Annotated in this window: 12 protein-coding genes; 6 read left to right on the plus strand and 6 right to left on the minus strand. The window is 48.5% G+C overall.

Annotated features, from left to right (window positions below; translation table 11 throughout):
* The first annotated feature begins 59 nt into the window (after positions 1 to 59).
* Both BM200_RS10770 and BM200_RS10775 read left to right on the plus strand, forming a co-directional pair.
* Positions 60 to 992, plus strand: a complete 933-nt coding sequence (locus BM200_RS10770) for an ABC transporter ATP-binding protein (RefSeq protein ID WP_091184915.1) — start codon at positions 60 to 62, stop codon at positions 990 to 992.
* Positions 976 to 1,674, plus strand: a complete 699-nt coding sequence (locus BM200_RS10775) for an ABC transporter permease (RefSeq protein WP_091184917.1) — start codon at positions 976 to 978, stop codon at positions 1,672 to 1,674. The genes BM200_RS10770 and BM200_RS10775 overlap by 17 nt, the downstream gene beginning before the upstream one ends.
* Before the next feature lie 63 nt (positions 1,675 to 1,737).
* Here the strand turns inward: BM200_RS10775 and BM200_RS10780 are convergent, their stop codons facing one another.
* The 6 genes from BM200_RS10780 to BM200_RS10805 are packed head-to-tail and all read right to left on the minus strand — an operon-like array spanning position 1,738 to position 8,498.
* A complete protein-coding gene (locus tag BM200_RS10780) occupies positions 1,738 to 2,799 on the minus strand; it encodes a BtaManbiosPhlase (protein WP_091184919.1) in 1,062 nt (353 codons plus the stop codon).
* Positions 2,800 to 2,824: 25 nt separating this feature from the next.
* Complete coding sequence (locus tag BM200_RS10785) at positions 2,825 to 3,775, minus strand: MTP-1 family protein (protein ID WP_091184922.1); 951 nt, start codon at positions 3,773 to 3,775, stop codon at positions 2,825 to 2,827.
* A 39-nt stretch (positions 3,776 to 3,814) separates the two neighbouring features.
* The gene (locus BM200_RS10790) at positions 3,815 to 5,455 is read right to left on the minus strand and encodes an alpha-glucosidase (RefSeq protein WP_091184923.1); all 1,641 of its coding nucleotides are present in this window, start codon (positions 5,453 to 5,455) and stop codon (positions 3,815 to 3,817) included.
* A gap of 16 nt (positions 5,456 to 5,471) precedes the next feature.
* Positions 5,472 to 6,311 (minus strand): carbohydrate ABC transporter permease, encoded by an 840-nt coding sequence (locus BM200_RS10795; RefSeq protein ID WP_091184926.1) that lies wholly within the window; start codon positions 6,309 to 6,311, stop codon positions 5,472 to 5,474.
* Complete coding sequence (locus BM200_RS10800) at positions 6,298 to 7,176, minus strand: carbohydrate ABC transporter permease (protein ID WP_245773011.1); 879 nt, start codon at positions 7,174 to 7,176, stop codon at positions 6,298 to 6,300. The genes BM200_RS10795 and BM200_RS10800 overlap by 14 nt, the downstream gene beginning before the upstream one ends.
* A 2-nt stretch (positions 7,177 to 7,178) precedes the next feature.
* Complete coding sequence (locus BM200_RS10805) at positions 7,179 to 8,498, minus strand: ABC transporter substrate-binding protein (protein WP_091184932.1); 1,320 nt, start codon at positions 8,496 to 8,498, stop codon at positions 7,179 to 7,181.
* 340 nt (positions 8,499 to 8,838) lie between these two features.
* On the opposite strand from BM200_RS10805, the gene BM200_RS10810 reads away from it, so the two are divergent.
* The 4 genes from BM200_RS10810 (at position 8,839) to BM200_RS10825 (ending at position 13,721) form a co-directional block, all read left to right on the plus strand.
* The gene (locus BM200_RS10810; protein WP_245772976.1) at positions 8,839 to 9,870 is read left to right on the plus strand and encodes a LacI family DNA-binding transcriptional regulator; all 1,032 of its coding nucleotides are present in this window, start codon (positions 8,839 to 8,841) and stop codon (positions 9,868 to 9,870) included.
* A gap of 239 nt (positions 9,871 to 10,109) precedes the next feature.
* Positions 10,110 to 11,033 carry an ArsR/SmtB family transcription factor gene (locus tag BM200_RS10815; RefSeq protein WP_091184934.1) on the plus strand — a complete coding sequence of 308 codons (924 nt, stop codon included), beginning with the start codon at positions 10,110 to 10,112 and terminating at the stop codon, positions 11,031 to 11,033.
* Positions 11,034 to 11,323: 290 nt separating this feature from the next.
* Complete coding sequence (locus BM200_RS10820; protein ID WP_091184936.1) at positions 11,324 to 12,736, plus strand: ABC transporter substrate-binding protein; 1,413 nt, start codon at positions 11,324 to 11,326, stop codon at positions 12,734 to 12,736.
* 91 nt (positions 12,737 to 12,827) lie between these two features.
* Positions 12,828 to 13,721 (plus strand): carbohydrate ABC transporter permease, encoded by an 894-nt coding sequence (locus BM200_RS10825; RefSeq protein WP_091184939.1) that lies wholly within the window; start codon positions 12,828 to 12,830, stop codon positions 13,719 to 13,721.
* Positions 13,722 to 13,728 lie beyond the last annotated feature (7 nt).

Below are 13,728 nucleotides of genomic sequence, written 5' to 3' on the forward strand. Positions count from 1 at the left end.
TAGTCTAGAATAAAAATAACAAAACGAAACCGAGTCGAAACCGCGGGAGGAATCAGACAATGAATGCGATCATTCAAACCTATGGGCTGACTAGAGAGGTAAAAGGAAGAACGATTGTCTCGAACGTTAATCTGAATTTAAAAAGAGGCGAAATTTATGGTCTGCTTGGACCAAATGGCGCAGGCAAAACGACGATTATGAAAATGCTCACCGGACTTATTCTTCCAACCTCCGGAGAAATTACGTTGTTTGGCAAAAAGCTTGCTGAAGATTCGAAAGAAAGCTTAAAGCGAGTCGGGAGTATTATCGAATACCCGCTCTTCCTCGAACATTTGACGGCCATGGAAAATTTGAAGATTCATTGCGAATACTTGGGTTTTTATGACGAGATGGCGATTCGTCAGGCATTGGACCTGGTTCAATTGAAAGGAATTGAAGGGAAGAAGGTGAAGGAGTTCTCGCTGGGCATGAAGCAGCGCCTGGGTATTGCGCGGGCTGCGATTACGAAGCCGGAATTGATCGTGCTCGATGAGCCGACCAACGGCTTGGATCCAATCGGCATTAAAGATATGAGAGATCTCGTTCAAACGCTGAACAAGGAATATGGCATTACGTTCCTCCTCTCCAGCCATATTCTTGCTGAAATTGAACAAATGGCGGACAGAATTGGCGTCATTCAGCAAGGAAAGCTCGTGGATGAGTTCACCTTGTCGGACATTCGGCAGCGGCGGACCGAATATCTGGAGCTGGTGACTCCGGATGTGCGGAGAGCCGCGGTGCTGCTTGAGCAGGAGCTTCAAATTTTCAATATCAAAATTGTCCAGGACAATCGGATCCGGATTTATGACGCTAACGTATCCGCAGGGCAAATATCCAGGCTGCTGGTCTCGCGGGATATTGAACTGGAGGAGATTCAGAAGAATACAAGCACGCTGGAGGATTATTTTTACAATCAAATTCAAGGAGGAGCTAAGCATGCTAAAGCTGATTGAATTGGAATGGAGAAAGCTGGAGCGGAAGAAAGTCATCGGCGAAGTCGTTATCTATTGGGCCATTCTTATGTTTCTGCCCGTATTCTTTCTCCAAGTTGTATTTGCCGATATGCCCGAAGTGACCTATGCCGAAAGCTATGCCGCTATGATGAAGCTGATGCTTCCAATCCAGATGGGGTTCCTTCTATTCGGAGCGTCATTGATCAACCACGTATTTATTGAACCATATAAAAATAAAACGATGGCCTTATTCTTCGGCTATCCGCTTAGCCGCAAGAAACTGTTCACGGCCAAAGCCCTGTTCATCGTATCGGCAGTTTTCTTCTGCACGGTCGTCTCCTTTCTGCTGTCGGGCATCACGACTTATGCGATTGACCTGGCCTTTGATGTCATAGACGGAACACCGACAGCGCCAGATCTGATGGCCTTTGGAGTCCGTACGATCATTCATTCGGCCGCGGTCGCCTTCGCTTCGTTGATTCCGCTGTTTTTGTTTGGGATTTGGAGAAGGGCGGTCATCCCAACGGTTGTTTGTGCGATTTTTCTCATGCAGTTTCCTAATTTTCTGGGGCTTCTGCGTATTGCATTGAACCCGGACCTTTTATATGCTCTACTCAGCGTTCTTGGTGCAATAAGTGCTTACCTTTCCGTTAAGCTGGTGAATAAGATCGGGGATGTATAGTCCATTCAAAAGCAAAAAACCAAGACATGTAGTATACAAGTCTTGGTTTTTTGTACAGGAACGCTATTCGTAAGTCAAGCTGTCCAGAATTTCCTTCACGTTAAGCTCAGCACAAGCCATGGACGTATCGGCTACGCCGTAATACATCTTCACCACATCGCCATCGACCAATGCGCCGCAAGAGAAGACAACGTCTCCGAAGAATCCGTTCATCTCATAATCGGTTTCCGGCTCCATGATGGGATGATTGGAGCGGGCAATTACTTTGGAAGGATCGTTCAGATCCAGCAGCAGGGCACCCATGCAGTAGCGGTGATCCAGCGTTGCGCCGTGGTATAACTCCAGCCAGCCTTTTTCGGTGCGGAACGGTACGGCCCCGCCGCCCATGCGGCCGCTGTCCCACATGCCGTCGCGCAGACCCGCGAGATGTTTATGGTTGCCCCAATAGACGAGATTATCGGATTCGGCGATCCACATTTCCGGATTGCCTGTGCTCTTGGTCGTTGGACGGTGCAAGGCATAGTATTTGCCGTTAATTTTCTCAGGGAAGATCAATACGTCCTTGTTGTCCGGTCCGAAAATCATCCCGTGATGCGTAAAGTTCACAAAATCCTGGGTCGAAACCATGGATTCGCCTACGCCTACCGGAGATACAGCGGAAAAATAGATATAATACGTATCGCCGATCTGCGTCACGCGCGGGTCTTCGATACCGAAGCTTTCCAGCGATTGTGCAGGATACACAAGCGGCTTGTCATCGATCGTAAAGTGATGTCCATCGGTACTGCGTGCTACCCGAATATAGGACAAGGAAGTCAAATATTCGAAGGTAGCGCTGTGATTCACATTGCGAATAACACGCGGGTCGGAGAAATCATAACGCGCATCATCCGTACGGAATTCCAGAATGTCCAGCTCTTGCGTAGCTGCATTAAATACGGGAGCTTTGACAATCATCGGATCGTTACTGATCGGACGCTCAGCGACCCGGAGCAGCAGTAAAACTTCACCGTTATATTCCGCGACGCCTGCATTAAAAGCGCCAATTACTTCAAAACCTTCATGATACGGCTTCACGTCAGCCGGTGTAACCAGAGGGTTCTCCTCATATCTGTATATATTCATGTTGTTTGCCCCTATCCAATAAGCATTATTTATTTTGTTCGAACTTGAGGAACGGATCGTGGATGGTGATGCGATGCGCTTCCGCATCGCTGATTCCGGCATAGAGGTCGGCCGTTCCATCCGAATGGCGAACGAGCCCCCCGCTAAATACGACGTCGGCCAGATCCGGGCGCTTGGTTTCACCCGGCAGGAATTCAGCGCGTACAGCAATCAGTTCCATATCGCTGAACTCGCCTGTCTGCGGATCGAGTGCAAACACCATCGGATAATAGTGACGGTCTCCGGCTTCGTCAAAGCTGGCGACATGGCCAAGCACGCCGACAAGTCCATTGTTCAGGATGTGCAACTCGTTGGCACCGCCCCATTCCGCGTCAATGAATTGATCTGCCAGAAGGGGAGCATCGTTAACTAGTTCTACCGTCACACCGGCGAGCGAGCTTACCTTTGTAAATCCGATTTTGCCTCGGCCGCCTTTTTCGCCTTGAGGACGAGTGAACACGCCAATTTCGCCGCTGGCCAGTTCCACAAGACGCAAATCCTTCATGGCATCGGGGCCGGTGAAGAAAGGAGAAAGCCCATTTAGCGATTTGCCTTTTCTGAATACGGTTCTCCACATTAACGCATTGTCCATTGCAGGGTGAGGGAAAGTCTCAACGCCGCCCAGAACCAGCTCGCCATGAATGAAGGTGAAGAACGGATCCTGAAGGGTAAAGACGGGCGCTCCTTCTTTGGGTACCCAAGTGCCGTTCTGCTCTACGAAAAAGTGGATTTCCGAATGCTCGCTGTCCCGGGATTCCACACGACCTGCAATTACGGTGACTCCATCAATTCGAAATGGTGCCGAGATATTATAAACGTCTTTGTCACCTACGCCCGAAAATGAAAGTTTTACCGGATTCAGAATCGTAGATTTCTTATCTTGGTATTCCTGCAGCAGCGTTGCGCATGTTTTAACTGCGGATTTCTTCAATGCCAAAGTAAATGCCTCCTAAGATAAACAAGAAATAATTGCGATTTAGTTAACCCAGACAACCGCTGTATGAGGCGGGATTTCGACCACAGATTCACCGAGCGGCAAGATTTCTTGGCTTGCCGCACGAAGCGCCAGCTTACTGCCCGACCAATCGAACAGGTCCAGCCGGAGCGGCTCGCTCCCAAATTGGAGCACAACGACGGCCTCATCGCTGCCGCAGCGTTTGGTATATACGATTGCCGCCCCGTTCAACTGTTCCAACTTGACGTATTCGCCGATGGAGAGGGCGGGGTGCTGCTTTCGGAGAGCCAGCAGTCTTTTGTAGAAAGCATAAATAGAGTCCGTCTGCTTCTGCTGAGCTGCCGTATGAATCTGATCGTGGCCCGGTCCCATCCCGATCCAAGGTGCTTGATCCGAGAAGCCGCCGTAGCGATCTCCGTTCCACTGCATGGGGGAGCGGGAGTAATCGCGGCTTTTAGCCCGGGCCAAGCGTAAAGCTTCTTCTTCCGTTAAGCCATTCTCAATAGCAGCTTTGTAGTGGCCAAGTCCCTGTATATCCCTCATGTCCTCAATCCGGTGAGCGTTATAGTTCCTCATTCCGATCTCGTCGCCATAGTAGATAAAAGGAACACCTTTAGCCGTTAATAGGAGAGCTGCCATCAGCTTGGCTCTCTGTTCTTCAAGCTCCATATCGCCCTCGCCAAATCTCGATATATGGCGCTGCATATCATGGCTGCTGAAGAATAAGGTAGGGAGCTGCTCGGAAGTATGCCGTTCTTCCATTAATTTGATCTCTCTGAACAGATCCTCCGGCCGAAAGTTCTCCTGACTTCCCAGGTTGAAGTTAAACACCACATCGAGAAGGCCGCTGCCGCTGTAAAGGCGCAAGATATCCATATCTTCGGAGCCAACCTCGCCTACCATAAAAATGCCTTCGCGCTTATGCACATAACGGCAAATGTCGCCGATCGCCTCCAGAATCCCGTCCTGGTTCTGATCGTAGAGATGAACCTGTTCTCCATTCGCATCTACCGGATTATCCTGAAAATCACCGGACACCTTAAGAAAATTGATGACATCCAGCCGGAATCCGTCGATTCCCTTATCCAGCCAAAACCCCATAACGTCCTTCATCGCTTGCCGGACTTCCGGGTTGGCCCAATTCAGATCAACCTGTTCCTTGGCAAAGGCATGGTAATAATACTGCTTCGTGCTTTCATCCCATTCCCAAGCGCTTCCTCCAAAAAACGACTCCCAGTTGTTCGGGGCCTTTTGATAGTCAGGAGACTTCCAGATATACCAGTCACGCTTCGCGGACAGGATAGAAGATCTGGATTCCTGAAACCAGGCATGGGCAGATGACGTGTGGTTCAGCACGAGATCCACAATAACCCGGATGCCCCGCTCATGGGCTTCATGAATGAAGGAATCGAAATCTTCCATCGTACCGTACTCCGGATCGACGGCATAATAATCCGAAATATCGTAGCCGTTATCGATCTTGGGCGATTGGTAGAAGGGGGTCAGCCAAACGCCGCCGATGCCTAGTTCCTTCAGGTAATCCAGCTTGGAGGTGATGCCGGGAAAATCTCCGATGCCATCTCCATTGCCGTCGCAGAAGCTGGGCATATAAATTTCATAAAAGACGGTTTCTTGCCACCACTTTTTGTGATTTCTGTTCATATGTCTCCACCCCGTATTATTTGAGACTGAACTGCATGCCTTCTTTGAACTTTTTGCCGAAGATTGCAAACATGATGATAATCGGTACGGTGAGCAGAACGGATGCCGCATAGAGCGGTCCCGGGTAACTGCCGTAAGGGCCGAACATCTGGGACAAGAGTACGTTGAGCGTGAGCATGTTGTCGCTGCGGACAACGATCATATCCCATAGAAGCTCGGTCCAGCGTTCCATCAGCAAGAAGAGGAAGATGACCGCCGTAATGGACTTGGACATAGGCATCATGATTTTGTACAAAATCTTGAAGTCCGAAGCGCCATCCAGCTTGGCAGCTTCAATAAAGGCATCCGGAACGGCTTTAAAGAAGTTGGTGTACATGAAGATCGCCCATAGGCTGACGGCCTTTGGAATGATCATCGCCCAATACGTGTCGTAAAGCCCAACCTTCTGAATAATGAGGAAGTTGGGAATCAGCAGAATGATCGCCGGGAAGAACATATGGAACAGCACGAAATTGTTCACGGTGTCGCGGCCCCGGAATTTCAATTTGGCCAGGGCATAGGCCACCATGATGCCGAACAACATCATAAGGAAGGTGGAGGCAATCGACACGAACACGCTGTTAAAGAAGGCATTCATCCACGGCCGGGCAATGCCGACGTCACCGCCGGTAAGAAGCCACTCATAAGATTTGAATGAGAATTTGCTTGGAATGAACTGTCTGTCCACTTGCGTCCAATCGGCAAACGAGTTAAGCACCATATACAAATAGGGGTACACCATGACGAGAAGCAGAAGGGTTGCCAGTACATAGCGCACCGCGAGACGACGTTTACTATTTTTCTTAGACCCAACCATTTCGTTTCCCCCAGCTTTCCAGCAGTTTGCGAATAATGAAGATGGAGATGAACGTTACGATGGAAGCCATAATGGCAATCGCAGACGCATACCCAGCTTGCAAATTCGTAAAGGCTTGATTGAAGATTTCCATCTGCCATGTATTCGTTGCAAAGTTTGGCCCTCCGCCTGTCAACTGGTAAACTTCCGTGAAGATACCGAAGGTTACGCCAAATGCGAGAATAAGGGTTGTATACAGGGCAGGGTACAAGAGCGGCAGCGTAATTTTCCAGAATCGCTGTCGGTCGGTCACCCCGTCAATGGCAGCTGCTTCATAGACTTCCTTGTCAATGCTTTCGAGACCCGAAGTCAGAATCAAGGCATAATAACCGGTGAACTTCCAGGCCAAAATCAGACCAACAATAAAGAGCGCCGAGAATGGCGAGCCGAGCCAGTCGATATTAATCCCGAAGGTGCTTCTCAAAAATTTATTGATCGGGCTATTGTAAGACAGAAAGCCTTGTACAATCAGGGACGCAACAACGCCTGAAGACAGATACGGCAGGAAGAATCCGATCAGATAAACGCTTTTGAACTTGGGCAATCCTTGGATAACAACGGCCACGGCGAGCGACATGACGATGACCAGAGGCACGAACAGCATCATGAACTTGTAGGTAACCCAGAAGGAGGCTTGTACCCCGGGTGCTTCTAAGGCTTTCCGAAAGTTATCCACCCCTACAAAATCATATTCGGGAGCGATTAGGTCCCAATTCGTAAAAGAAAGGTACAGGGACCAAAGGAGCGGCCCCAGGAAAAATACAAGCCCGAAAATAATGTAGGGACTGGCAAAAAGCCAGCCCAACTTATTGTTTTGCTTATTAATCATTATTGAAGTTCACCTTCAATCGCTTTCTTCATGTTATTCCAACCGGTTTGCGGATCAATTTCCCCGCGGATGACCTTGGTAAAAGCTTCCTGTCCGATCAAGGTTTGAAGCTCATTGAATTTAGGGTTGTCCATAGCTGGAACACCTTTGGACACCGCTTCTGCATAAGGAGCCAGTTCCGGTTTCCCGGCGAGAATCTTCTTGAAGCCTTCCAATTGGTTCAGATCATCCCGTGCCGGAGGGAGGTTGGTTTGCTCAAACCATTTCACATCATGATCCGGAGTGGAATAAACCCACTTCAGGAATTCGGCAGCTGCCTGCTTTGATGCTTCCGGAGCACTGGAGAAGATAACCAGACCTTTTGCATCCGCATAGGTTTTCGCATTCGCCGGATCCATATCATCCGGTACCGGAGGCAGGGTCAGCGTGAAGTTCTCTCCATATTTCAGTTCAGGATATTTCGTTTTCCACAGATCGAATGTCCATGGACCGATATCGGTGAACACGCCAACGCCCGTTTCGAACGGATCGGTTGCATTCTGAGACAATATACCGTCAGCTTTACGAAGATTATCAACGAAAGTCAGCATTTCAACGCCGGCTTTATCGTCGGCGACAAAGTTTTGTCCTTCAATAAACTTATTGCCGTCTGAAGCCGCGTTGTAGAGCAAGAAGAAGTCAAACCAGCGTTTCCAAGCGGTAGGGTCCGCAAGGTCGGCGCCTTTCGTCCACATATATTTATCTGGATATTTAGCCTTCAGCTTCGCCGTAGCTTCCAGAACTTCACTGTATGTTTGCGGCGGCTCATTATAACCGATCTCTTTCAGGAGATCCGTACGCCATCCAATAAGCATCGGGTTTGAGTAGATCGGCAATACATATTGATGACCATCGGCGAATTGCCAAGGGGCGATCGTTTCGGACATGTTGCGGGATTCAACGATTTCCTTGAATTGCGGCAGCTCATCAAGAGCTACGAGCGCTTTGCTATTGGATAACTGAGCGGCGAAACCGCGGTTTATATTCTCAGCAATTGTCGGCGCGTTCTTGCCGGCAATGGCAGCTTGAATGCTTGCTTCAGAGCTTGGCGATTCTTTAATCGCGCTAACGTTAACCTTTACATCAGGATTTACGGTTTTGTACTCTTTGGCCATCTCCTGCCAAAATGCTTGCTGCGTCGGGTTAGGTGCCGCCCAGAATTCGATGGTAGTTACGCCTTCTGCGCTTTGACCGCTATTGCCGCCGCTGCCGCAAGCGGAGAGCACCGTTCCGCCTGCCAATGTGAGTGCTAGAAGCAAAGAATATCTTGATTTTTTCATAATGACCTTTCCTCCTAAATACATGATGTAATCAACTGTATAAGTTGACAAAGCAAATCTAGTAACGTTACAAAATGTAATTACTAATTACTGAAAGCGTTATATCCACATTATTATTCATGAATAATAGTTTTGTCAACGACTAAACCAGCGAAAGTGGATGGAACTATTTCCTTTGGGTAGAAAAGGTCACTTTACATAATTTATTTGTAACGTTAAAATAATTTTTGTAATGTTTGAGCGGGAGCTTTCAAAATTCTGCTTTTTTTCGGTATAGTATGATGAGAATCCATTCGTTCTATACAACTATTCTTACTGTGAAGAGAAAGGAACGTTATCCTTGACCAAGCCAAAAGTTACGATGCAGGATATCGCAGACCACTTGCAAATCTCCAAAAATTCGGTTTCGCAAGCACTTACGGGTAAAGGCGGTGTCAGCGAGGAGACGCGCAAGCTTATTATTCAAACGGCTGATGAGCTCGGCTACGTCTATCCCGGAACTCGCAAGCGATCCTCGGATCAGGAGGACAAGGAAGAGGCTGCAGGCAGTATTGCTTTGGTAGCAACGGATTTTGCCTTCTCTTTGCGGGGCTTTTTCGGGGAAATTTACCTTACAATAGAAAACGAAGTGCAAAAGAGAGGGAAAAAGCTGCTGATTCAATCTATTTCCCAGCAGATGATGAAGGATCGGACGCTGCCCCCATTTATAGAGGGAAGAGAAGTGGACGGGATCTTGATCCTCTCGCATCTTAGTACCGAATATATGAACTCGTTGATCGATACAGGGATTCCAACCGTGCTCATCGATCATCATCATCCGGATGTGCATGCCGATGCTATTCTTACGAACAACCGATTCAGCGCCTATCATGTCGTGAAGTATCTCTATGAGCTGGGACATATACGCATTGGCTATATCGGCAACATGTCCTTTTCACCCAGTTATTATGAACGTCTGGAAGGATTCAGGCTTGCCCATCATGAACTCGGCATGGAGATGCACCCTAAATGGATTATTAGCGATGCCCTTGAAGATCAGGAATTCATGGAGACGCGGCTGCAGGGGCTGGAGGAGCAGCCTACAGCCTGGTTCTGCGTGAATGACGGTCTTGGGTTTATCGTGAATTCGACCCTTTATAAAATGGGTTATAAGATTCCGGCCGATATTTCCATTGTGAGCTTTGATAATGGACAGCTTTCCAGATTGGCTACACCGAGGACAACCACAATGGGAGTGGATCTTGGGTTATTCGGAAGAACGGCGATCCGGCAGCTCTTCTGGCGGATGCAGCAGCCGGATGCGCCGCATATGGAGCTGCTGCTGCCGACAACGCTCATTGAACGCGAATCAACATCTGTTCCACGCATTTAACTTAAATGGGTGTTTCCGTAAGGGACACTGAAAAACATGCCGCGTTTGAATTGGCTATTAACCAGCCAAGGCAAGCGCGGCTAATTTTATATGTTGAACCCATCATTATTTATCATTCAGAAAAAGTGTAATAAAAAATAAAATTATATTTTGTTACAAATAAACTAGACAAATTAGAGCGATCGCGCTAATCTTATTGTAAGAAACTTATTCGATATAGAGGAAGAAGGGACTTTGCGTTGTTAGAATTAACGATAGACGAGCCCGATCGTCTCGTAAAGGTTGCGCATGCTCTCAGTACACATACAAGAATCGGCATCATCAAGCTGCTGCTTGCCAAACCAAACCTGAACATTATCGAAATCGCAGAAGCGCTTCATATTCCTGTCTCAACGGCGGCAACCAATGTGAAGGTGCTGGAGGAGGCGGAGCTGATTTTGACCGAGCTGCAGCCGGCGTCCCGCGGGGCGATGAAGGTCTGCAGCCGAAATTTTGACGATGTGCGCATGATACTTAATCCGATTGCCTTTTACCAGAATACGAGCAAAGCGGTGGAAGTCGAAATGCCGATTGGCCATTTCATCAACTTTGATATCCTTCCCACCTGCGGAATGGCAAATACGACAGGCATGCTGTTTACGGAGGACGAGCCGGACAACTTTTATCATCCGGACAGCCGTACAGCAGAGATCATCTGGTTCCGCAAAGGCTGGATTGAGTACCGGTTCCCGAAGAAGGTTCCGCCTGGCGCCAAAGTGAAATCACTCGAATTCTCGCTTGAATTATGCTCGGAAGCGCCGAACTATAATAACGACTGGCCGTCGGAAATTACCGTGTGGGTGAATGATGTGGAGATAGGCTCCTGGATTTCGCCGGGTGATTTCGGAGACCATCGGGGCAAGCTTAATCCCCCATGGTGGAATGACTCCAGCACCCAGCACGGGCTGCTCAAAACTTGGGCAGTGGACGAAAGCCGCAGCACCGTCGACAATGAGAAAAGCGGGATGACGACGCTTCGGGATTTGCATCTGGATCAGAAGCCGTATATTACTTTCCGGATCGGACTGAAACAGGATGCGAAGCATCAGGGAGGAATGAATCTGTTTGGCAAATCGTTTGGCGATTATGCGCAGGGTATTATTATGCGCATGCAATACGAATAACTAGATAGATCGTCCAATTGTTTCAGATGTTTTGTGAGAACAAAGGCATCTGGAACTTTTTTGTTGAATGATACAGTTTTATTGAAAGAAAGCGTTGACATTACGAATTTTGGATTGTATATTTTGTTTATAAACAAATAAGTTGAAACAAATTAAAAAATATGTCGGTATTGTCGAGCCTGATTCAAGGAACGCTAGCGGGGGCCGGTCAGACTGTACATAAGGGGCAGAGCTTATTTGTTTACGGGTTACTGGGAATCGTTCATTCATTATGAAGGGGGAAGGAACAAATGGCGACATGGAAAAGCGGTAAGGTATGGATGGCCGCAGTGCTTTGCTTCATTATTGTCCTTACGGGCTGCAGCTCCAATAACGGAGGCAGCAAGGAAAACTCGAACAGCGGAAAAAACAACAGCGCGAATACGGCAGAGCAGAGTCCTTCGAATGCAGGAACAGCAGGTGAAGGTGCGGATGCAGGTGCTGACGCGAAGTCCAATATTGAATTTATGGGCTGGGGCGGCGATACCGAGAAGGCTGTCTTCCAAACGCTGATCGATGCTTATATGAAGAAATACCCGAACAAAAAGGTAAAGTACACGGTTGTACCTCCAGGCGAGTACTATCAGAAGCTTGATACATTGATCGCAGCGAAGAAAACGCCGGATGTATTTTATGCAGGCGGCGCGAACTTCAACAAGCTTGTAAGCAGCGGCGTATTGATGAACCTGCAGTCATTGCTTGAATCGAGCAGCCTGGTCGATCAGAACAATGTATGGCCGGCAGCGCTGGACCGTTACCGTTATGACGGCACGGCATCCGGTCAAGGCGATATTTACGGCTTGCCGAAGGATGTTGGCCCTTGGGCATTTGCTTACAACAAGGATCTGTTTGATAAGGCAGGTCTTCCGTATCCAAGTGCAAAAGCCGGCGAATACACATGGGATGATATGATTGCCGACGCGAAGAAGCTGACTGTAGCTAACGAACGCGGTAAAATCGATACCTTTGGCGTAGCAGGCTATTCCACGGAATCTGCCGTATGGGCCAATGGCGGCGATTGGACAGACGGAAAAGGCAACATCACAATCGACACTCCTGAATTTGCGCAAGCGATGCAATTTGTTGCTGACCTTAACCTTGTTCATAAAGTAAGTCCTTCCCCGGATGACGAGAAAGCACAAAATGGCTATGCGCGCTTCGTAGCTGGCAAGATTGCGATGTTCCCGATGGGACCATGGGATCAGCCGGGCTTCTGGGATCTGCCATTCAACTGGGATATCGCGGCATGGCCAGCCAGCCCGAATACAGGCAAGACAGCAACATGGCTCGGCTCGCTTGGCTTTGTCGTATCGGCCAAAACCGAGTTCCCTGATGACGCCTTCCGCCTTGCTGCATACCTCAGCCTTGATCAAGACTCGCAAAGACAAAACTATGAGCTGGGTCAAGCGGTACCAAACCTGATGGATATGGCAAAAGGCGAGTTCTTGCAAATGGATAAAAAACCGGAGACCCGTCAAGTGTTCCTTGATATTATTTCCGACTATGGCCGTCCTCCAATTGAGAACACCTCGAAAAACACGAAATGGCTCGATACGTTCTGGCAGGACGCAAGTGCTGTCTGGACTGGCAAGCAAAGCGCAGCTGACTTTGTGAAGGCTGAACAGCCGAAGCTGCAAAAACTGTTTGACGAAAGCAATAAGTAAGCAGGTTGAACTTGCCGAGTTAAAGGGGCAAAGATGACAGCCGAAGGGCAGCGTCTTTGCCCCTCTCACCTTCGGCCAGGGAGGATTAATAATGAAGAAAACAATAACCGGATACCGGCGCAAAGAAATCATCTGGTCTCTTATATTCGTCACACCGCCCGTACTCGGGTTTCTGATCTTCGGACTGGCGCCGCTGCTCACTTCATTTGGTCTCAGCTTTATGTCCTGGGATATGCTGACGCCTTCAGAGGTAGTAGGTTTCGATAATTTTAATTACATGTTTAATGACGAGAAGTTTTATAAGTCGCTCTACAATACCGTTTTCCTGCTCCTCGGTATTCCGCTTGGCATGATCGTCTCCATGATTCTTGCCATTATGATGAACCGCAAGCTTGCAGGCATCTCGATTTTTCGGACGATCTATTATATCCCTGTCATCTCGCCGATCATTGCCGTTTCCCTCCTGTGGCAGTGGATGCTGAATTATGATTACGGCTTGGTAAACGAGTTTATTTGGAAAGTCTTTGGAACGCAGGGGCCGAACTGGCTGGGTGATCCGAACTGGGTAAAACCATCCTTCATTATTATGGGATTATGGGGCGGTGTAGGCGGCACGATGGTGCTGTATTTGGCCGGACTCCAAGGCATTTCTTCAACCTATTACGAAGCAGCAGAAGTTGACGGGGCTTCCCGTTGGCACCAATTCAGGCATATTACGCTTCCGCTTTTGTCGCCGATTCACTTCTATGTGGTTGTCATGGGCATTATCGGCACGTTCCAGTCCTTTAGCCAAATGTACATTCTGGCTGCAGACGGCGGACCGGAATACAGCGGTGCGACAATTGTGTATTACATTTTCCAAGAAGCGTTCAAATATTTCAACATGGGTTATGCAAGCTCGGTTGCCTGGGTGCTTGGCATCCTTATATTTATCATTACATTGGTACAATTCCGCTTGTCCAAGCGGTGGGTGTACCAGGATTAGGAGGCCG

The organism is Paenibacillus catalpae, assembly GCF_900112695.1.
GTDB classification, from domain to species: domain Bacteria; phylum Bacillota; class Bacilli; order Paenibacillales; family Paenibacillaceae; genus Pristimantibacillus; species Pristimantibacillus catalpae.